The 21,928-nt window shown below is 58.6% G+C and carries 14 protein-coding genes; 8 read left to right on the top strand and 6 right to left on the bottom strand.

Annotation, left to right across the window (positions count from 1 at the left end):
- Positions 1-13: 13 nt before the first annotated feature.
- The 4 genes from P9230_RS20615 to P9230_RS20600 are packed head-to-tail and all read right to left on the bottom strand — an operon-like array spanning position 14 to position 2,845.
- On the bottom strand, positions 14-706 hold the full coding sequence (locus P9230_RS20615) for a M23 family metallopeptidase (protein WP_278120677.1): 693 nt from the start codon (positions 704-706) through the stop codon (positions 14-16).
- A complete protein-coding gene (locus P9230_RS20610) occupies positions 706-1,317 on the bottom strand; it encodes a hypothetical protein (protein ID WP_278120676.1) in 612 nt (203 codons plus the stop codon). Before P9230_RS20610 ends, P9230_RS20615 begins: the two co-directional genes overlap by 1 nt.
- A 33-nt stretch (positions 1,318-1,350) precedes the next feature.
- Complete coding sequence (locus P9230_RS20605; RefSeq protein ID WP_278120675.1) at positions 1,351-2,106, bottom strand: glycoside hydrolase domain-containing protein; 756 nt, start codon at positions 2,104-2,106, stop codon at positions 1,351-1,353.
- Between the two features lie 58 nt (positions 2,107-2,164).
- Complete coding sequence (locus P9230_RS20600) at positions 2,165-2,845, bottom strand: hypothetical protein (RefSeq protein WP_278120674.1); 681 nt, start codon at positions 2,843-2,845, stop codon at positions 2,165-2,167.
- A gap of 757 nt (positions 2,846-3,602) precedes the next feature.
- Here P9230_RS20600 and P9230_RS20595 point away from each other — a divergent pair.
- From P9230_RS20595 to P9230_RS20575, 5 genes are all read left to right on the top strand, one after another.
- Positions 3,603-4,949 carry a hypothetical protein gene (locus P9230_RS20595; protein WP_278120673.1) on the top strand — a complete coding sequence of 449 codons (1,347 nt, stop codon included), beginning with the start codon at positions 3,603-3,605 and terminating at the stop codon, positions 4,947-4,949.
- On the top strand, positions 4,942-5,760 hold the full coding sequence (locus tag P9230_RS20590; RefSeq protein WP_278120672.1) for a hypothetical protein: 819 nt from the start codon (positions 4,942-4,944) through the stop codon (positions 5,758-5,760). The genes P9230_RS20595 and P9230_RS20590 overlap by 8 nt, the downstream gene beginning before the upstream one ends.
- A complete protein-coding gene (locus P9230_RS20585) occupies positions 5,760-7,073 on the top strand; it encodes a hypothetical protein (protein WP_278120671.1) in 1,314 nt (437 codons plus the stop codon). Before P9230_RS20590 ends, P9230_RS20585 begins: the two co-directional genes overlap by 1 nt.
- Before the next feature lie 110 nt (positions 7,074-7,183).
- Positions 7,184-8,116 (top strand): hypothetical protein, encoded by a 933-nt coding sequence (locus P9230_RS20580; protein ID WP_278120670.1) that lies wholly within the window; start codon positions 7,184-7,186, stop codon positions 8,114-8,116.
- A 59-nt stretch (positions 8,117-8,175) separates the two neighbouring features.
- Positions 8,176-9,327: a DUF4236 domain-containing protein gene (locus P9230_RS20575; RefSeq protein WP_278120669.1), complete on the top strand. Its 1,152-nt coding sequence runs from the start codon at positions 8,176-8,178 to the stop codon at positions 9,325-9,327.
- A 37-nt stretch (positions 9,328-9,364) separates the two neighbouring features.
- Here P9230_RS20575 and P9230_RS20570 read toward each other — a convergent pair whose 3' ends face one another.
- Together P9230_RS20570 and P9230_RS20565 are read right to left on the bottom strand one after the other, a co-directional pair.
- Complete coding sequence (locus P9230_RS20570) at positions 9,365-9,958, bottom strand: thermonuclease family protein (RefSeq protein ID WP_278120668.1); 594 nt, start codon at positions 9,956-9,958, stop codon at positions 9,365-9,367.
- Positions 9,959-10,237: 279 nt separating this feature from the next.
- Entirely contained in the window at positions 10,238-10,687 is a 450-nt protein-coding gene (locus tag P9230_RS20565) for a MucR family transcriptional regulator (RefSeq protein ID WP_278120667.1), read from the bottom strand.
- Between the two features lie 813 nt (positions 10,688-11,500).
- Between P9230_RS20565 and P9230_RS20560 the strand changes: the two genes are divergently transcribed.
- The 3 genes from P9230_RS20560 (at position 11,501) to P9230_RS20550 (ending at position 21,881) form a co-directional block, all read left to right on the top strand.
- A complete protein-coding gene (locus P9230_RS20560; RefSeq protein WP_278120666.1) occupies positions 11,501-17,068 on the top strand; it encodes a DUF3320 domain-containing protein in 5,568 nt (1,855 codons plus the stop codon).
- Between the two features lie 83 nt (positions 17,069-17,151).
- Positions 17,152-18,414, top strand: a complete 1,263-nt coding sequence (locus tag P9230_RS20555) for a DNA repair exonuclease (RefSeq protein WP_278120665.1) — start codon at positions 17,152-17,154, stop codon at positions 18,412-18,414.
- Positions 18,411-21,881, top strand: coding sequence for a YhaN family protein (locus P9230_RS20550; protein ID WP_278120664.1), 3,471 nt, complete (start codon positions 18,411-18,413; stop codon positions 21,879-21,881). The genes P9230_RS20555 and P9230_RS20550 overlap by 4 nt, the downstream gene beginning before the upstream one ends.
- Positions 21,882-21,928: the final 47 nt, after the last annotated feature.

Below are 21,928 nucleotides of genomic sequence, written 5' to 3'. Positions count from 1 at the left end.
CTCCCTAAATAGGCTACTGAACCCCAGGCAATTTTTCGTACGCCGCGACCAAGCTGCTGTAAGGCGGGACGAACGTATTCAAGCTCTTTCCATTGATGGAGACCGTCCTTTTGCTCTCGAAATGAAGATGGATCGTGGTCGGCGTTCCCCCAAAACTGTTCGAAACTTTCCCGATGTGCTCTCCCTTGGTCACGCGTTGGAGTTCTCCGACGTTAAGATCGTTCATCTGGATATGCAGGTAGCGGTATAGAGTGCCGCTGTCCCCCAGGAGCGACACGCTGTACGTCCCGACATTAGTGATGACGCCGTCTTCGACGGCAACCGTCCAATAGCGTTCAGCCTGGCAAGTCGCAGGTCGAATGTCTTGCCCTTGATGGCCGGTTCCCCCGGGGCACATGGGGGTGGACCGACTGCGCTTCTCACAGAATGTATCCCGCCAGGGATAGCTATAGTTTGCCTTGTCGCACTGACCCCCGCCCGGCCCGTTCACGCCCCCGTGGCCGTAGACTTGGGAATTGGCAAAGGCGGGGGCCTTTTCGATCGGGAAGAGGATACCGGGCAGGTATATCTTACCGTCGGTAACGCCCGATCCGCTACCTGTTTGCAAATGGCCTGGCTGGTCGTGGGTGAAGTGATCTTCTGCATTCGAGACGGTTGCACCGGCAACGGCAAGCACCGTGGCCAAGATTGCTGTTGTTCGACGCATCACTCACCTCCTTTGACGACAACTTGTGCGGCTGCAACGCTTTGAAGGAATTCCGGCTCGGAGCATCTCGTGTCCGACGGACCACGACATGTGAGGCGAAGGTTATAGGAGGCCCCGAACCTGAACCAACTACAATCAGCCGCGTATTCCTTGCCTCCACCGGGCTCGTCAATCTCGTCTGGCTCGGTCAGGGGAGTGAACCGACATGCCTCTGTCTTGTTTTCTTGATCGAAACTGGGATTGTCGGCGCCGCCGCTTTCCTCACTTTTAAGGCGGGTTCCCGTCAGGCTGAGGGTGCTGCCGTCAACGGTAGAGTTCAACACATAGCTGTTGCCGAGCGATTTCACCCCGTATGGCGCCGCCCGCACCGCGGCGTTGCGCGTCCCGATGGAGATGACCGGCAAGTGGGTCCGAGCCAGCTCTTCGGGGTCGAGACGGATGGCCCTCGTTACACCGGTTATATCGGTCCGGGCGTCGGCCGCCTCAGCTGCAAGCGAGGCTGGAACATCGATAGGGCTCACCACTTGGCTGACTGTCTGTTGCGCGCCGACATCCGATGTAGCCAGCGCGAGAAAAAGCAATGAGAGACTGTATGGTACTTTCCGTTTCATCCGCCGTGACCTCCGCACCAACAACATTGAGACCTAGTGGAACTGCCCGTAGTCCGGGCTCGCTCCGATAATGTCGAAATCGACATTGATGCCGCCGCAGTCCTCGGGAAGAGTCTGCAGAAGGGCCCACTTGCCGGACTGTTCGGCGCGCCGAAATTCTGGCCAGGACTTTGCGTTGGCAAGCCAACACAGATCCACCAACGACTTCTCGGTAAGGCGTCGGCAGACGAGACCGCTCCCATAGACGCCAAGGCGGAAGTTGGCGGCGTCCAGCACTTTGCGCGCAGCGGTGAAGTAGCGCGTTATGGCAGCCAACTCGGACGGATCGGATCCCCAGGGTCCATCGACACCGAAATAGACAGCGGAACCGCTCGGCTGGTTGTTGGCCTTTGCTAGAGCCATGGACCGAACCGCATCATCATGGCCACGCTGAGCCGTAAAGCTCGAGAAGCGATTGTTGTGATGCTGAAAAACCACCAGCAAATCAAAGCCACCCTCCGCAATCCTTCGCCGCTCCGGTGGGGTCAGGGTCTTGCCTTTGATTGTTTCATCTGGGTAGTCGAAATACCTTATGATCGTTTGGACATCGATCGCCTTCATCTTTTTCAGCAACTTGTCGCTCACCGGACCGGAAAGATCGGCAGCTGTATGCTGTCCGGACAACCTGCAGTAACTGGCGGCTGGCGCAGAAGCGGGCATGAGGACCAACGTTGCCACGAAAGCGACCCATAAAAACCTGGTTGGCCAAGCAAAACGCTCTTTGATCTTCCTGGATGAGCTTTGCGTCATTGGGCTCTTGTCACCCCATCACGACTATACATGCAACAGCCTCGGTGAGCTGCGTTGCTTAGACTGGTGTCAACACAAGCCCGTAAAAGAGCCCTTTCCCGGTCGCTGTGAGTCCGCTATCGCTCTGGACCGAGCCTCCGAAGGCCGCCGTCAACGCCTGCACGACCAGGCCTTTGATCTCTGCGGATGCGCCCTTATTGAGCTGAACCGAGTACGTCACATCGGCCCTGATGGCTTGCTTTGTCTGAAAAGCCAAAGATCTTTTGGAAAAATCTGAGACGATTGCTTTACAATCGGGGCCCAACTGCGACCGCACGGATGCGAGATCGTCGAATGCGAGTTGCTCAACTGTGACATTGCTCAGTTTGATCGTGACCGAGCGTATGTAGCTGAGCTTCGCCCCCAATCCCAGTTTTGCCAACGTTGTCGCGTCCAGCTGGAACGAACCGGTCAACTTACCGGAAGTTTCCGAAGTCGCCGCTTGGTCGACGATAGCCGGCGGCACGTGCGTGTACTCAGGGTTGCAGAGATAAGTGAGCTTCAGCGGGGGGATAAAGCCACTTCCCTTTACTGAGGTAACAAGGGAGCCCGGGCCATAGGCCGTGGAGGGCAGCGCGAGCGAGTCATACCCCAGAGACTTGATTTCGTCATTGAGATTGGCGGCTGTTTCTTTTGGAGCCGTACTTGTACAAGACACCAGTAACAATGCGCACTGGAGCAGCGCAGCAACTTTTCGCATTACAATACCCCCCAGTCGCCCGTTTATCGGGTCATACTGCAAGTCAGCGTTCGCTGTGCCTCTGGAACTGGGATATAGTGTGCGCGTCGAGGTATGAGCGAGTCAACAGTAAGTAAGCGGCGACCTTGAAATTTTTTCACGACACAACCTGCCGCAACTTCGGGCGCCAATACTTTGGGTAAGCGCTGGACGTTTTTCCGCCAGGGAAAATCTCAGCGTCCTCCTCCCTTGAGCGCACCTCTCGGAGAAATCTCGGTCGCTGGTACTCCCTCGAAGACGCCGGGGTCCGCTATCATCGCCTGTTCAGGCTTATCCGATTTGTACCAAAACCAATTCCACCACTTTTCGAAAAGCGCGCGTCGCAGCGTTTGTCACGAACGGATCTCTCCCTGGGTCGACCACATCACCATGGTCGGGCAGGCAATAACCGGGCAGACATTGCGCCCTCCGGCATCGTCTCCAAGTGATCAACTCGATGACACGTACCGCGAACAGAGCCTTGGCATTGCCCAGGTGCTGGTAAGCATGGTGGGCCGGCCGTGTCAGATGCCGCTTTTTGCAGGCGTCCACAGAAGGTGGCGCTAATGGAGTTGCCCTTTGGTGCCGCTCTGCCTAGAAGACATGCAACCGGGGCAATGTAAAAAGAATTGGTTGCGGGGCGGGCGTGGCGTCAAGATTCGAAAAGCTTAACAAACTGCGGGACTCTCTACGAGAATCCAACCACGATTTCCGAGCCAGCACCCAAATCTTCAATAGTTTGGACGTCACCAAGATCGAGCGCGAAATGGACCTCGCTGGTCGCGGCAAGCAACGAGGCGAGGCGAACCAGCCGCCTAAGACCGCTAAAAATCTCGACGATGTCGAGCATGAGGTGATCGAACGGGTTGAGGACGAAAAGAAGGCCTCACATCACAGCCTCGAGGACAATCTCCAGCTTTTGAGCGGGCGTTTGGCTGGCCTCGATTTCGAAGCGCAGTTTGGCCTGATCCGCCAGGCAAACGCCTCGAGCGTGGCCGACTTCAAAGCCGCGGTCGCAGTCGGCTTGGACGAGCTTCACGGGTTGAGGAGGGCGCTCAACGACGCGGAAACAGAGCATGCCTGGTTTAAGAAAAAACATGGCTTGATCCGAGCTGCACGGGTTCAGCATGGCGCGGCGCATATTTTCCGATTGTCATTGCTCTTGTTCCTGTTCCTCATCGAGACAGCGATGAACGGCAATTTCCTCGCTAAGGGAAACGAGCAGGGCTTCTTTGGCGGTATCCTCGAGGCAGCGGCATTCTCTGTCATCAACATTGGCGCCGCACTGCTCCTTGCAGTTTTCTGCGCTCGCCTGGTCACACACCGGTCGTTTTTCGTAAAGCTGGTGGGGGCGCTCTCGATCCTCATCTATGTGGGACAGGCCGTAACCATAAATCTGGCCTTGGCGCATTATCGCGAGGTGAGCGGCTCGCTCGCGGATGGCGCCGGCGCCGAGGTGATCCGTAATATGCTAGCCAATCCGGCGGGTCTGATGGACATGAAGTCGTGGCTGTTGTTTGCGATCGGCCTCATGTTCTCGATTTTTGCATTTATCGACGGCTGGTTCGTGTTCGACCCTTATCCGGGATACGCGGGCGTGGAAAATCGCCTGGTCGCTAGGCGTGAGGATTACATCGATCGAAAGAAGGAATTGATCGAAGAACTCCAAGACGTCCGTGACGACCATAGCGAAAAGGTTGAGGACATCGTGAAGGAACTAGGGAGCCGCCGCAGGGAACATCGCGCGATCGTTGATCACCGCGCGCGGCTCGTGGCACTTTTTGGGCAGCACCAGGACCAATTGGAGCGAGCTTGCAACCAATTGCTCGCGAAATACCGAGAAGCCAACATCCAAGCCAGGACAGAGCCAGCACCCAAACATTTTGCGGCGCCTTACAAGCTCGATCGCATCAAACCTCAAGTGTCGGGCGACGGCGAGTGGAATGAGACAGATATTGGAGCATCGATCCGCGAAGCGCAGGACGAGCTCAATGCTCAAGTCCGCCTGATTGGCCAAGAATGCGAGCGGGGAATTGAGCAGTACCGAGATCTCGACAAGCTCCACCCGGACAGCGTGAATGGCTAGGCGGTCTCGTAGGCGCAAGAAGGGCCAAGCGGGCACGATCGTCGCGGCCGTGGCCCTCGGGACCCTTTCGGTCGCGATGTTGGGTGGTTTTGCCTGGATGTGGTCAAGGTCCGGCAAGGGTCAGATCGACGCCAGTACGAATTGCCCTTTGGATGGCCCAACCAGCCTTACGGCCGTTCTGGTCGACGCCACGGATCCGATATCGGCGACGACAATGTCAGATCTGAAGAACGAGTTTCGCAAAACGATCGGGCGGGTCGAGCCCGGCGGATATGTCCGAATTTATACCCTGAATTCCGAGCCCGGCGACCTGACCGTGATGTTCGATGGGTGCAATCCGGGTGACGGATCGACGGTGGATAGCTGGACGAACAATCCAGCGCGCCGTCAGAAGAAGTGGGAAGACGCTTTCGGCGATCCCTTGAGCAAGCTTCCTGACGAAATTCCAAATGGTGACTCCGCGAGCCAATCGCCGATCATGGCCGGCATCCAGAAAATCAAGCTATCGCTCTTCGATAGCAACTTGGCGAAACAGGGCAGCCCAAAGCGGTTGGTTGTCGCGTCGGACATGATCGAACACACGTCGCTTTATTCGCAGTACAGATCGGGGCTCGACTATCAGAAGTACCTCAACAGCGCGGCCGATCGAACCTACGGCACGTCGCTCGATGGGGTTAACGTCACGATTCTCTATGTCGATCGGGCAAAGAAGCCATTTCAGTCACTCGACCACGCCGAGTTCTGGACGCAGTGGGTCCAGAACCATCATGGCGAGTTCGAGAAGCTGGTTGGCTTGGAGGGGTTAAACTGATGGCCAGGAAACACGACCATGCCCTGTTGGGCCATCCAGGTTTTCCGCTGGTTGTCTTTGCGGCGTTGACCCTTGGCGGCTGTGTCTTCATAGCTGTCGCCAAGCTGTATGGTGTGAACCCAATTGTGGCGGCGGGCATACCGGTCTGCCTGATGTTCTTCTATCTGGGTGTGTCGGTCTTCACGGGTAAGCTGCGGCTTCACGATGAGCAGACCGGCGACAACCTCTACTACATGGGCTTCCTATACACGCTGACGAGCCTTGGGGTGTCGTTGTTTCAGTTTGGTTCGGAGGGTTCGACCGAGACCATCGTCAGGAACTTCGGTATCGCGGTGACGTCGACGATCACGGGTATCGCGCTCAGAATTTTCTACAATCAGATGCGCCGCGACCCTGCCGATATTGAGCGGACTGCGAGGCACGAGCTCGCTGACATGACGCGGCGAGTAAGAGCTGAGATGGAAAGCGTGACGAGGGAGTTTGCCGACTTTCGCCGCGTCAGCCATCAAATGCTCGAAGAGGGCTTCGCGGAGATCGCCGCGCAGGCGGAGCGCAACGGGGAGCACATTAGATCCGCCTTGGACAAGATCGCAATGGAAGCGATCAAGCCGGTCCAGGAGGCATCAGGCAAACTCAGCGACGCACTCAAGGACAATTTCGGCCAGGTCGAAAGTCAGTTCTCGTCGATTGCGCAGCGCGTCGAGGCGGCCGCCGATTTGCTCGACAAAGCCAATGGCTCGATGTCCACGTCGGTGAGCAAACTCGGCGCGCAAGCTGACACGGTGGCCACGAAGCTGGAGAAGGTGGTCGTTCCTGACGAGGTGTTGAAAAACGATTTGGCGCCGATGGTGAAGATGCTGGGCAGCGCGGTCGCGCAGTATGCCGTGAAGACCGAGACCGCCTCGCAGGAGCAGCAAGCTCGCATAACCAGTCTCGCCGATGCCGTGGCCAAGGTCGCGAGTGGAGTTGAGCGGGCGGCAGCTGCCGCCGAGAAGACTGCCGAGACTGTTCAAGCACAGCAGAACGTGACCCAGGCTCTTGCGGCGGTCGTACAAAAGCAAAGCCAGGACACGAGCGAGCTCGTCGCAACGCTTGCGGAAAAGAGTCTCCACGGCTCCCGCCCGAACCACTCCGCCAACGGCACCACAGCAATCGAGCCGACGCCCTCAATGACGCCTCCGGTCAGTGTCGGCGAAGAGGCGCCGATCAAGATCACCGAGAGCCCGCGAGGCGATTCCTTCCAAACTTTGAGCGGCACACCGCAAGCAGAAAAGGTTGAACCGCCGAGAAGATCCAGTTGGTGGGGCAGGTGAGCGACGTCGGCGGAACATCAGTCGCTTTCGAGCGCAAAGGCTATGGCCGCGGCCTGATCCTTGGCCTGACCATGGCCGAGACAATGCTGCTTCTCGTTTTCTGCCTTTTGTTGGCGGCCGGCGCCATCATAGCCAAGAAGGAGAAGGAGGCGGCGGAGGCGCTGAAGATCGCGCAATCCATCCAGGAGAACGCTCGCAAGCTCGATGAGGAGAACAAGCGGCTGCTTGCTCAGCTAAATGCGTTCAAGCCCGCGACGGGACGCAATGTCTCCGATCAAGAATGGCGCGAGCTTGTCCTTGCGAAAGAGGTCGTCGAAACAATCAAGAAGGCAGGGCTTACGGTTGAAGAGGTGGTGAGACGGGCGCAGGTCACCAAAGTGCTTGCCGAGAACGACGTCGACGTTGATCAGGCCAAGGCGATGGTCGAGCACATGAAAGTGCTGAAGGAGTATGGTTACGTTGGAGCGGCCAAGACGTCCAAGGACCTTTCCGAGGCGCTGAAGAAGGCCGATGAGGCCGTGGTTGCTACCAAGCCGCATGACTGGCCACCTATCATCAGCCTCAGCGAACTTGGCGGGTATAATTTCGCATCTGGCAGTGCTGAGCTTTCCGACGACTTCAAGACGAAGCTGCGTGATCTCTCGAAGACCATTGCGAGCGTTGCGAAGTCGTACGGCGTCGACGTCATCGAGGTGATTGGCCACACGGACGAGCAGGCGATGGCCGGCGAGTCATCGAACATGGACAAGGGGCTCCAGCCGGTCCTGGCCCATAAGGTGGAGATCGGTACGCTCCACCCAGCTGACAACGCGGGCCTTGGATTGGCTCGCGCGATCTCGGTCACGAGCATCCTGCGCGACATGCCCGAGCTGAAAGGGTTCACAATCCTGCCGATGTCGGGCGGCCAGCTGATACTTCCTGGCGACCGTCTGACCGACGGGGCACAGGCTGGCGACGTGAAGGCAAGGCGCCGAATTGAGATCAGGGTGAGACAGCGCTCCCGCGAGTCGGATTTGGCGCCGGCCGGGGGATCAAAGTCATGAGTGGAAGAGAATGCTGGTGACCTAAAGCTCACAGCATTCAGTTGGGGGGCTCAAAGGGGATGGGGTTCTACGTTCGCAAATCGGTCAGCGCAGGACCGTTCCGGTTCAACTTTTCATCGGGCGGCGTCGGCGTCTCAGTAGGCGTTAAGGGCCTTCGGATCGGCACGGGCCCACGAGGCCACTACATCCATGCAGGCGTTGGTGGCCTCTACTATCGTGGGACGCTCGGAAAGGCCGGCGCGAAAAACATTGCTCGACAGCCGGCGCATCATACACCGGACATAAAGCCGCAACCGTCTGCGCCGGAATACGTGGCAGATGGTGTCGTGATGAGGGAGATCGAGTCCGGCGACGTGATGGACATGCGTGATGAGACTTCAGCCGAAGTGCTGGACGAAATCAACGCCAGACAGTCGCAGACGCGGCTCTCGGTGATCCTGGCGGTCTTGTTCGGCATCGTGGGTTTCCTTGTCGGAAAGGCAATCGGGGGTGCCGGGCCGGTGGTGGGAGTAGCCGCCTCCTTACCCGGCATGTTGATCGGCAAATGGTTTGACGGCTTTCGCCGGGTGAGCGTGCTTTACTACGATCTGGAACAGGACGCCGAGACTGCCTATGGCAGGCTGGTGGCCGCCTTCGAAACGTTGACTGACTGCGCGGGAAAGTGGCACGTTGCGGCGGGAGGTAAGATCGAGGACTTGACGACTTGGAAGCGCAACGCCGGAGCCAGCATGCTGGTGGACAAAAAGCCGACGACACTTGCAAGCACACTCCCGCAGGTTGTCCGCAGCAACGTCACACCGCCTTCGATCCGCGTCGGGCGGCAGGTGCTGTATTTCATGCCGGACACTGTTCTGGTGAAGGATGGCAACCGCTACGGGGCCATCGGCTACGGTGAACTGCGTACCCAATTTGCGCCAAGCAATTTCATCGAGACTGGCCAGGTTCCGTCCGATGCCCAGGTAGTAGGACATACCTGGGCACATCCCAACAAAAGCGGCGGCCCTGACAGACGGTTCAAAAACAATACGCAGATCCCGATCTGCCGATATGAGGCGTTGCGCCTGTCGAGCGGCAGCGGTCTCAATGAACTCGTCGAATTTTCAAAAACGAATGTCAGTCAGCCTTTCTGCCATGCGATATCGGCGTTGGCGCAACTGCATGGTGCCGCCGGAACATCCTCGCGTCAGCGAAGGCTCACGGGTAGGCTCTGAACACACGAAGGTGATCAGCCGATCGACGCCACAGCCCTCAGCAGAGACCTTCGCAAGGAATGCCATCGCTGTCTCTGTCGAGTTTACCACCCCACGAGCAGTTGCTCAGATACCAACGCGCTTCCTCACAGGAGGAAATCTGAGAGCAATATCGTCGAGGCTGACACGAGTAGCTCTGGGCTATTTTACCTTGGCTGACGAGGTTGAACTTACGATTGGTTGAAGGCTTGGGGTCATCCGAGTGACCTGCGCGCCAATCCCATGGCGCCTCGAACTCGCCAGTCCACAATCCCACCTTGGCGGATTTCGCGTGCGCTTGTAGATCGGCGTAGGTGCCGTGGCTATATTGAGGCCAATCAAGAGCCTGACCGTGCTCGACCATCCACGAGGCGACGCTGGCGCCGTCGGCCCGGTGACAATCTCCAACGAAGCGGTGATATCTGTCCCATGCGACAAACGTGCATTGGACGGGGCGAGACTCGGCCAGAAAGGCGTCTAGCGCCTCGGCGGATCGCCGCCCACATGGATAATCGAGCCCATTGGCATCTTTGCAAAGCTGTCGGCTTTCAGGCGCATCGATGCCGTTGAAGCGAATTCGCTGACCGTGGATTTCGATAGTGTCGCCGTCCACAACTGACGGTGTCCCAATTATGGTTGATGGATTTGCAGCTGTCTGGTTGGCTATGACTGCACCGAGTTCACCATGGCTGCCTCCCGTCAGGGAAACAGCGGCGTAAGCTGAAGCTGCTAGGCCGATAACTCCTAGAGATATCAAGGCGAGCGTCCGGGTGCTTCGGGAAGTGCGGTCAACCGAGCTACGTTGGCGGCGCCTAAGGCGCGACCGATGTCGGTTGGATTGCCGATCGTTCCTCAATTTCTAGAACTCCTCGCGAGCACAGACGTGACCTACCTATCGGGTCTTTGCTCTTTTGGCCGGGACCCTTTTCGCCGGAGCTGCCTTACGGCCAAGTCCCATTGATTTGGCGAGCGCGGAACGGCTCTCCGAATAATTCGGAGCGACCATTGGGTAGTCGCGCGGCAGTCCCCATTTTTCACGATACTCGTCGGGCGTCAGGCCAAAATGAGTGGTCAGATGGCGCTTGAGCGATCTGAACTTTTTTCCGTCTTCGAGGCAGATGATATAGTCCGACGTCACTGAGCGCTTTGGATTGACGGCCGGAAGCTGCGTAGGCTTTTCAGGCTCAATAGGCTGTCCAATCCGCGCTAATGAAGAGTTCACACTCGCAATGAGATCCGGCAGCGACGATACGGGGACAGCGTTCTTGCTCACATAGGCTGAGACGATATCAGCGGTGAGTTCAATGATTGATCCTGCGTGACTATGAGCTTCGTCGGCCAATTCAATGCTCCTTGAATCCAATTGATGTACCTGACTATCCTGAAACTTATTGAAAGAAAAGCTAGTCGCTGACCGCCTACCACGACACTGTTGCGCGCATATGTACCATCCGCCTAATTTAATTGTGACGCCGCCTGAAAGAGATAGGCAAATTTCGCTGTATACAACCCCTGGATCTGTGTTGAGCCTCGCTCCTGTCATCCCTACAGTGGCGGAAATCAGACAAGGGTAAATGACATGACAAGTTCGAAGGATTCGCCGGACGATTCGAAGGCCAGCCAAGAGCCTGAGGACGTTCAGATCAAAAGAAATGAGAAATTGGACCGCGGCCCGAGTGCCGGAGCTCTGAGAGCCCGCAACGGTCTTTCGTCGTCTGAGCAAGACCTTTGGGAAGCAGCAGAATACACCGCTAACAAGGAGAGGGAGTCCTCGGCGGACTCCGATTGAGGGACGTCGACCTGACGCCCGAATTCGCGCGATTTCCGAAACGCTCTAAGCTTTTTCGCATCATCGATATTGTATTGCAGCTCTCGCTTTTATGACGGAACAAAACATGTACAAATGGAGTTAAGTCGTGGGCGTAAGGACGGAAGGAGGCTTTAGTCCCATCAACCTTCTTGCATTCAAGGTAGGCCGCTCGATTGCTTGATGTCCCCGAAGCGACGAAATCTAATATCCCGCCCCTGCGGCGTTCGGAAATGTTGAGGCGGTGTCGACATGACAACTTTATTCACAAATTTCGCGGGGACTGGTTTCCTGTTGCAGCGGCCACTGCGTAGGATCTATGTGTATCGTTCTGCGCGGGGGGTGTAGTTGTCTGAAATCGAGAAATCCGTCTTCCAGAGCGACTTGCCTCTGAAGGAGAAACTCGAGCGCGCCAGGATGGAGCTGCTCGATCTTTCCGCCCGCAATCGGCTTTTGAACGTGCCGCGGTTTTCCAAGAGCGCGAAGACGATTGACGTCGTCGATGAGCGGTCATCCGAGATCTATCGGTTGCTGGTGAACGAAGGCAAAGCCTTTACCTTCCTCGCAGGCAAACCCGATAGGCCAAAGGCAGGCCAAGAAGCCGCGGCTGACGACGAGATTGACTATTCGCCCATTTCCCTTGCTCAGCCGGAGGATGATGAGACCGACGATCGAGGGGTCTCCGCGCGGCATTCAGACACAAAGCTGCAGACGCGGATGACTCCCACCGGCTTACAACGCCGGCTTCTCGATCTCTACCACGATGCCAGGACGCTAGAAGAGGAGCAGGGCGTCAACATACTCTTTCTGGCTCTCGGGATGCTGAAATGGATTGACCCGAACAACAAGGAAAACATCCGACACGCTCCGCTCATTTTGGTGCCGGTCCGACTGGAGCGAGGAACGGCTGGAGAGAAGTTCCGGCTACGCGCCAGGCCAGAGGATCAGAGCGCGAACCTTTCCCTCGAGCTCTATCTCGATCGCATGCATAAGCTTGCCATGCCGAGCTTCGATGCCGGAGACGACTTCGACGCCTCGAAGTATCTCGATGCCGTGGCCGAGGCAGTCTCGACCAAAGAGGGTTGGGAGGTGCTCCGGGACGACATGGTGCTGGGCTTCTTCTCGTTCGCGAAGTTCTTGATGTACCGCGACCTCGATCCCGAGATCTGGCCTGAGGGATCGAAGATCGTCGAGCAGCCGAAGATCCGCTCGCTACTCTCAGATGGCTTTGAAGCACGCGAGCCGCTGATGTCTGACGATGTCGCGATCGATCCCCACATCGCGCCTGCGGAGATGTTGCATATCGTCGACAGTGACAGCTCGCAGACACTCGCGATCCACGATGTCAGGAAAGGCCGCGACCTTGTGATCCAAGGTCCTCCTGGCACAGGAAAATCGCAGACGATTGCAAACGTCATCGCGTCTGCCGTGGCCGACGGAAAGACCGTGCTTTTCGTGGCCGAAAAAATGGCCGCGCTGGAGGTCGTGAAGCGCCGCCTGGACAATGCCGGGGTAGGGGATGCCTGCCTTGAACTCCATAGCAACAAGGCGAACAAGCGCATGATGCTGGAGGAGCTGCGTCGCACCTGGCAGCTCGGATCGCCTCGAGGACAATTCCCGTCTGCGCTCACCGATCAGCTCTTGCAGGCACGCGATAAGCTCAATGCGCATGCCGATCGGATGCATGTCCCCTTCGTGGCATCTGGCCTCACGCCATATCAGGTTTTCGGCCAGCTGACTCGGCTCAGGCAGAACGGGCAAAAACCCGTGGATATCGAACTCGAAGGTGCCACCGACTGGACGGGTGAAGGTGTTTCGTCACGCCGGAAGCTGCTAGACGAGGTCTCTCAGCGGATCAACGAAATCGGGCTCCCCATCCACCATCCCTGGAGAGGAGTTGGCCTGGATGTCGTACTGCCAACCACCGTCGAGCGGCTCGTCCCGCGCATCGGATCATTGCTGGATCAAGCGAGGGCCGTGCAGGCCAAACTGATCGACATTGCCGCGAGGATCGAGGCCGAGCCTCCGAGAATTTTGAGCGACAGCGGCGAGATCGAAGATCGCGCAGAACTCCTCGCGTCGGCACCAGAGCTGCCCGCTGAAGCGTTGGTCTCGCCGGTATGGGACGACCAGCCTAGGGAGATCTCGTCACTTCTTTGGACAGGATCGGATTTCGCCCGCAAATTCGAAGGCGTTTCGCAGCATTTGGCAGCGACCGCGATCGACACCCCAATTGAAGATCTCGAGACAGAGCTTGCAAAGCTGCCCTCGGAATTTTCGAAGGACGGCTTTGTTCGCGCGCACCAGCTGACCGTTCTGCTCCCGCGCTTGCGGGATGAAGCGGAGCGGCTGAATCAAGAGCTGGGGTCAACGGTTGTACCGGACGCGCTGGCAGGGCTCGTTAGGTTAGCCGCAACTGGGGAGAGGGTTGCGGCTGCCCCTGATGCAAGCCCCGAAGCGTTTGCCGCGACGGTTTGGGACTCAGGACTTGAACAAGCCGCAGACCTTGCCGAGAGCGTCGCGACGCTTGAGGCGGTCCAAGCAGAACTAAAGGGCAAGGTTGTCGATGCTGCCTGGAACACGGATGTAGCAGCGACAAGGCAGGCTCTCGCCACTCATACCGGACTGTTGAAGGCATTGAGTGGCGACTACCGTCGCGCCAAAGCACTTGTGAGATCCGTTCTGGTCGATCCTAACGTGCCTTCGACCGAGGTGGTGCGTCTCTTAGACGTACTGATGAAGGGGCAAGCGGCGGCCGCAAGGGTTCGTGATGGCGACGCCTTTGGTCGCTCCGCCTTCGGCGCGGATTGGCGCCGCGAGAAATCCTCGTCGGCGCCGCTGTTGGCGCTAGTGGAATGGATGCGCACGCTGAGGGGCCTAGGCTCGGAACCGCGACTTATCGCTGGGCGGATGGCTGAGCGGTCCGAAGCAGGCGCGCGGGCACTACGGGTTCGCAAAGTGATCGATATCGGCCGGCCGATGATTGAGGGTTTCTGGAATGATCTCGGCCACCTTGCGCCGTCTATGCTGGGTGACGTGGCTTCCGCCGAAAGGGCTTCACTACAGCTGATGGAGGAGAAGGCGCGCTCCGTGGCTCAAGCGGACGAAGCGTCTCAAGGGGTTCTGGCCAGCGTGCCTGATCAGTTGCCGCATCGGCTGGAGCTTGTACGACGCCTGGGCGCTCTACAAAAGCTCGCCCAAGAGATCGATGCTGCTGAGGGCCTTGGTATGTCCGCATTCGGCTCGTCTTGGCTTGGGCGAGGATCCAACTGGGCCGCGCTTACGCAGGCCGAGCTCTGGTTGAAGAATAATAGCGCACTCCGACATCTGGTCGCGCGTTTGCCTGACAGGGTCGAGATCGCAAGGTTGGCTCGTTCAACGCGAGAAGCGGCCCAAGCGGTGGCGCTGCAATTGAAGGCGCTTGCCGAGGATCTGAAAGCTGATGCTTCGTCGTTGTTCGCGGTAGGCGATTTCTCGGAGGTTGTGATTGCCGAATTGATTGCTCGATTGGAGGGGTGGCGCGAGCACCAGGAACAGCTCTCGAAATGGGTTGCCTACGAAGAGCGGTCTGAGAGCGCCCGAAAGGCTGGCCTAGGACAGTTGATCGACGGCCTAGCCAACGGCCAGGTTCCGACCGTATCGGCGCGATCGGTCTTCGACATGGCCTATTACGAGAAAATCCTGACGGCGATGGCGACCAAGGAGCCGGAGCTCGGGCGGTTTGACGGCGAGCTCCATTCCAGAGCTGTCCGCGACTTTGCGGATTTGGACCGGCAAAGGATCAAGGCTAGCGCCATCGAGGTCGTAACCGCGCATCATCGCAAAATCCCTTCAAGAGACGGCGGAGCTGGACCCGTCGGGTTGCTTCGATCTGAAATGGCCCGAAAAAGAGGCCACATGCCCATTCGGCAGTTGATGCTGAGAGCGGGGCCTGCCGTCCAAGCGCTGAAGCCCGTGTTCATGATGAGCCCGCTTTCGGTGGCGCAGTTCTTATCGCCCGGCCGCGTGTCGTTCGACCTGTTGGTTATGGACGAAGCGTCTCAGATCCAGCCGGTTGATGCGCTCGGCGCGATTGCCAGGGCGAACCAGGTAGTCGTCGTTGGCGATGAACGCCAACTGCCGCCGACGACATTCTTCGCGAAAATGACTGGCTCGCAGTCTGAAGATGACGACGGCGAGGGGGCGCAGGTCGCCGATATCGAAAGTATCCTCGGGCTTTTCACGGCTCGGGGTTTGCCGCAGCGCATGCTTCGTTGGCATTACCGCAGCCGACATCAATCGCTGATCGCCGTGTCGAACAGCCAGTTCTACGAGAATCGGCTGTTCATTGTGCCGAGCCCCTATACACAAGAGGCCGGCATGGGGCTGCGCTTTCATCACGTGCCGGATGGAGTGTTCGATTCAGGGGGCACGGGGACGAACCCGATCGAGGCACGGGCCGTAGCAGAAGCGATAATCCGCCACGCGAAGTCGAATCCGCAAGAGTCTCTGGGCGTTGCGACTTTCTCCGTCAGCCAGCGTCGTGCGATCCAGGATGAGCTTGAAGCACTGAGGCGGCTGAATCCGGACACCGAAGACTTCTTCCACGCCCATCCGAGTGAGCCATTCTTCGTCAAGAACCTGGAGAACGTGCAAGGCGACGAGCGGGACGTGATCATGATCTCGGTGGGCTATGCGAAAAACGCGCAAGGCTACATGGCGATGCGCTTCGGCCCACTCGGTTCGGAAGGCGGTGAGCGTCGCCTCAACGTCCTCATAAGCCGCGCGAAGCGTGCCTGTGAGGTGTACGCGTCGATAACGGACGAGGACATCGACCTCGAGCGCGGAAAGGGCAAGGGCGTCTTCGCCTTCAAGCTCTTCTTGCACTACGCGAGGACTGGACGCATCTCGCTCGCCCAGACGACCACCAGGGAGATGGATTCAGTCTTTGAAGAACAGGTAGCCAATGCATTGATTGAGCGGGGTTATCAGGTCCATGCGCAGGTGGGTATCGCTGGCTTCTTCATCGATCTTGCCGTCGCAGATCCGGAGCGGCCTGGTCGCTATCTTCTCGGGATAGAATGTGACGGCGCCGAGTACCATTCCTCACGCTCCGCCAGAGATCGGGATCGCCTGCGCCAAGCCGTGCTCGAAGACCACGGTTGGATCATTCATCGCATCTGGAGTGCTGACTGGTTCCAGCGCCCGCGCGAACAGCTCGAGCGAACCGTGGCAGCGATCGATGCTGCAACACGAGAACTTGCGGAACGGGCAGAGTTAGGCAACCAGCGAAGCCGTGCCGCGGCGGTACAGGTCGTAACGGTTGACCGAGGCAACGTAACCGAAATCGGCTTGGAAACTACGAATGGAGCCGCTGCACCGGATCGAGCCTACGCGGAAGCGCGCGTGCAGAGACCGCCTGGGCAGTTTGAACTTCACGAGACGCCAACCGGCCTCCTGGCTGGGCTGGTCGAGCAGGTCGTGGCTGCGGAGACGCCGATCCATCTCGACGAGGTCATATCACGCATTCGGGATGCGTGGGGTCTTCAGCGGGCCGGCGGAAGGATTCAGGACGCAATTGAGCGCGGACTGAATGTCGCCGAAGCGCGGGGAGCGGTGGCTCGTCGAGGCGACTTCTGCTTCAAGCCTGGCGCCGCTATTCAGCTTCGCGACCGCAGTGGTGTCATCTCTCCTGGATTGCGTAAGCCCGAAATGATCTCGTCGGAGGAAGTTGCCCAAGGAGCGATCGAGGTGGTGAGATCGAATCTCGGCGCGACGGAGGACGAAATCGCAACCAGCGTTTCGAGGATGCTGGGCTTCAAAGCCACCAGCGCGCAACTAAGGCAGTTGATTTCATCGGCGGTCGCCGGGGCCGTTGCAAACGGATCATTGCGATACCAAGACGGGCTGTTGATCGACGGCGCAAACGTTCAGTGAGATATCAGCGACAACGCGAGGGCGGCTCTGCCCCGCTAGATCTGACAAACCCGGGACGAGGTCTGTCCTTGGCTGGAGGCTGAATGGCGTTTCGATTTGTACACACAGCCGACGTTCACCTGGACTCGCCGCTGCGTTCGCTGGCGCTGCGAAATCTCGAACTCGCCGAGCTCGTGGGTGACGCCAGCCGGCAAGCCTTCATTTCGATAGTGGATTTGTGTCTCGAGGAGCGGGTCGACGCGTTGGTCATTGCCGGCGACCTCTACGATGGCGATCAAAATTCGATGAAGACCGCCCGGTTCGTCGCGACACAGATGGGACGACTCCATCAGGCGGGTATCCGGGTCTTCAAGATCCGTGGCAACCATGATGCCCTCTCGCGCATCTCAAAGCAGCTCGTGTTTCCAGACAGCGTCACTATTTTCGCCGGCCGCGCCCAATCGGTATTGCTGACTTCCGGCGGTCTCGACGTAGCTTTCCATGGCCTGAGCTTCGCGCACCCTAAGGCGCCAGAGAGCTTGTTGCCCAAATACCCGATAGCTCGTGATGGCTCGATCAATGTCGGGATCATGCACACCAGCCTGGCAGGTTCGCCCGGTCACGACGTGTACGCACCTTGCAGTGTTGCAGACTTGCACAATCATGGATTCGACTATTGGGCGTTGGGGCACATCCATGTGCGCCAAGTCTATCCAGGGGCACGCGCGACTGTCGTGATGCCAGGTATTCCGCAAGGCAGGGATATCAATGAGGCCGGTGAGAAATCGGCAACGCTCGTGACGATACGTGATGACGGTTCTTTTGAGATCGAGGAGAAGCTGACCAGCGTCGCCCAGTTCGAACGCCTCAACGTTGACATTGCCGGAACCGTTGAGTGGCCTGAAGTTGTCGCGTGCCTCCGGGGCGCGCTTGAACAGCTGCGATCCAATGTTCGATCGCGCCACGCTTTGGCCCGAGTCAATTTGACCGGAGCGACGCCGTTGTCGTGGAAGCTCATTCGCGACAAGGACCTGCTTCTGACCGAGGCGCAACAGGTGGCTGGACAACTGGGTGACACGTGGATCGAGAAGCTCGATCTCCACGTCGTTTCACCTGGGGGCGACGCTGCCGCGGACATTGCCGATCCCACATACGAACTCGCCGCGTCGATGCGTGGCGACGCAGCGTCGGACGCATTTCGCTCCGAAGCGAGGGCGTTCATTCAAAAGACGGTTGCCGAACTTCCGGCGGAAGGGCGCGACTTTGCTGGCAAGAGCGAAGCCGAGCTCGAGCTCTTCCTTGATAGAGCGCTAGCCAGGGGCATTGATCAGGTCATCGCACGTCTCAAGGCCGGAGCATCGTCATGAGATTGCGACGCCTTGATCTCGTCCGCTATGGGAAGTTCACCGATCGGACCATCGATTTCGGGCCGAAGCCGACATCCGGGCCGGATCTCCATATCGTGTTCGGCCTCAATGAAGCCGGCAAGTCGACCGCGCTTGCCGGTTTCCTCGACCTCTTGTTCGGCGTTGAGGAGCGCAGCAAATACAATTTCATTCACGAATACAGCGCTATGCGGCTCGGCGGGGTGCTCGAGTTGGAAGGCGTGGAACACTCATTCACCCGCACCAAACAGCGGAACAATTCGCTGCTGGACGCGACCGGGAAGCCGGTCAGCGAGCTGGCGATCACGGCGCATCTTGCCGGCCTGTCGCGCGATGCATACGCGACGATGTTTTCGTTGGATGATGACACACTGGAAGCCGGCGGTAAGGCAATCCTGGAGTCACGCGGTGATCTCGGCAAGCTGTTGTTCACTGCCAGCGCGGGTCTTGGACATGCTAGCGATACGCTGAATGCCTTGGAGGTAGAGGCCGACGCCCTGCATCGCAAGCAGGCTCAAGGTACGGAGATTGCGCTACTCAAGAAGCGGTTGGCAGACCTAAAGGGTCGCAGAGACGATATCGACACGCTGGCTTCGACCTACGAAGGGTTAGAGGCGGAACGTCGAGACGCGGCACAGCAGTACGACAGCATAGTCAACGAACGGGCGGTTCTGGCGGCGCGGCTCGAGGCGATTGCGAAGTTCGAGCGCGCGCGACCGATGCTGGCAGATATTCGGCGTAAACGCATACAATTGGAGGGGTTACCGGAAACTGCGTCGCCGACGCGCACTTGGACGGGCTCGATAGCCGAGCTGATCGATGACGATGCGAGCCTCAGAACGCGTTTGGCTGGCAATGTCGGCGAAGTTGAGCGTCTGACGGCAAGCATTGCGTCCACGGAAGTGGATGAGCTGATCTTAGGGGTCTCCGAGCGCATCCGAAACTTGGCAGAGAGCAAGGTGCGCTATTCGTCGGCCGGCTTTGATCTGCCCACGCGCAATGTCCAGTTGCAAATCCTCAACAATACCGTCGCGACTTGCCTAAGCGCGTTGGGGCGCACTTCGGAAAAGGACCCGGCGAAGCTGCTTTTGCCAGCGTCGACGGTAGGGACTTTACGCACGTTGATTGAGCAGCGGTCTGGGATCACGACCGCGGTGCGCGCCGCCCATGACGAAATCGCAGCTGCGCTCGATGCACTTCAATCCGCGAGAGAGCGAGTTGGCGAAGAGAGGGCAGTGCCGGAGTCGGTGAGGGCCAAGCTCGGTTCAGCGTTGTCGAAGGCCCGCGCCAGCAGCCATCTCGCCGAAATCAGGGCAGCCCGCGAAGAGGAAGATGCAGCAGCAATTCGATGGGAGGAGTTGCGGGCTGAGCTCAGGCCATGGGCCGGCGATGCTAGTGCACTCGACAGCATGACAGTTCCGAGTGAGGGGCGGATTGCGTCCTGGAAGATGACGGCAACAGATTTGGCCAGAGCCGGTTCCCTCCTCGCTGAGCGTCTGGCTGAATGCGAGAGCAATTCCGCAAGACACGCGGCACGGCTCGACGCATTTCGAGCGTCGAGCGATGTGGCCGACGACGAAGCCGCGGCAGCGAGCCGGCGCGCGCGTGACGTAGCTTGGGAGACGCATAGGGCGGCGCTGACGAGCGAAACAGCTGACGACTTTGCTCTAGCGCTAGCCCGCGACGACGGTGTGGGCCTAGGGCGCTTGGCGAACGCGTCAGATTTAGCGGAAATGCGCTCAACGACCAGGGCGCTTGCCGAGGCTTCGGCGGATCTGTCTCGTTTGCGTCAGCAATACGCACAACTGCGCCTCGACCTAGAAGCCAAAACGGCTGAAGTCCGTGAGGCCGGCGGTGAGTTGCTAGGCCACATAATCGAGCCGTCGCTAGAGCGCTTGATAGAGCGCTTGGAGGATCGAGTTGAGACCCGCGCTGATGCACTCGCTGCATGGGGGCAGATCGAGCTGTCTCGCAAAAAGGCGGAGCGGGCTGCCGAGGCTGGCGAGCAGATCCGAGTTGAGCTGTTCAGGGCGTTGACGAGCGTCGGAATAGCACCAGCGCCGGATGACCCGCTGGAGGCCGCTGTGGCCCTAGCTGAATTGTTTCTGGATCGGCAGCGTAAGTTGGACGCGGAATACACTGAAGCGATCAGAACCGTAGATGGCAGGGAAGAGGACCTTGCCGTTAGACGTCGCGCTCTCGCCATGGCCGAGCGACGCGAGGAGGAGTGGCTCGCCACGATAGGCGAGACGCTTAAGGGAACCTGGCTCGAGAATGGCGTGTCCGCGTCCGGCTTAAGCACCGTGCTCGAGCAGCTGAGTAACCTGGCCAAAAGCGTGCAGGAGCGAGACGCTCTCCAGCTGCGCATCGACAAAATGGAAGATGACAGAACGGGTTTCCTCAGCGAGGTCAGGTCAATCGCAGCAGATGTGGGAGAGGAAACGAAGGATGGAGAGGCGGAGCAGTTAGCAGTTCGACTTGTCGAGCGCCTGGATCGCGCTGCAAGGGCGCGTGACACGAAGGCAGCCCTGTTGGCCGATCTCAAACGCTTGCAGGGCGAGCGCAATGTACTCGACAACGAGACTTCGATACATGAGCGCCGCAAGAATGAAGTGCTGATCGCGTTCGGCGTCGACACCTTGACCGATGTGGCGCAGCGGGACGAGTTGCTGCGCGAGAGAGATCGCTTGCGCACCAGCGTGGCCGAACTCGAGGATCGCGTGGCGGCTGAACTTTCATTGGAGAAGTTTGAGCAGGCCCGCGCGATCCTTGACGATACCGACTTCGAGAGCCTGGCGATCCAGAAGGGACAAGGCGAGCAGCGGCTCCAGCAGCTCGACGGCGCGCTCCAACAGCAGCTGATCCGACAAACGCGCGCAGCGGATAAGATTGATGACATTGGAGGCGACAGCGCTGTCGCGCGTCTTGACGCCGAGCGTCGCACCATTGTGCTAGAGATCGAAGAGACAGCGACACGCTATATCGAACTCAAGCTCGGAATCATGTCGGCCGGAAACGCTCTACGCGCCTACCGTGAGCGCCACCGGTCAGGAATGATGGCGCGTGCTTCGGACGCGTTCAAGCTGATGACGCAAGGCCAATATTCAGGCCTCACGACCCAGCCTCTAAAGGGCGGCGAAGTTCTGATCGCGATGCAGCGCGACGGACAATCCAAGGTCGCCGATGCGCTGTCAAAAGGCGCGCGGTTTCAGCTCTATCTGGCCCTGAGACTCGCTGGATACTACGAATTCGCGCAGTTCCGACACTCCGTCCCGTTTATTGCGGACGACATCATGGAGACGTTCGACCATATCCGGTCGGAAGAAGTGTTCAGGCTTTTCGGCGAAATGGCGGGCATGGGCCAGGTGATTTATCTAACGCATCACAAGCACCTCTGCGATATCGCGAAGGCAGTAGTGCCAGGAGCTACCATCCACCAACTCGAATAGTCTTGCCGTAGGGCGGCAGCGACGGTGACCGCTGTCTTTGAAGCCGC

Source organism: Mesorhizobium sp. WSM4887, assembly GCF_029625865.1.
GTDB lineage: Bacteria > Pseudomonadota > Alphaproteobacteria > Rhizobiales > Rhizobiaceae > Mesorhizobium.
Note: the sequence above shows the minus strand (reverse complement) of the source record. Positions and strands in the feature narration are given on the sequence as shown.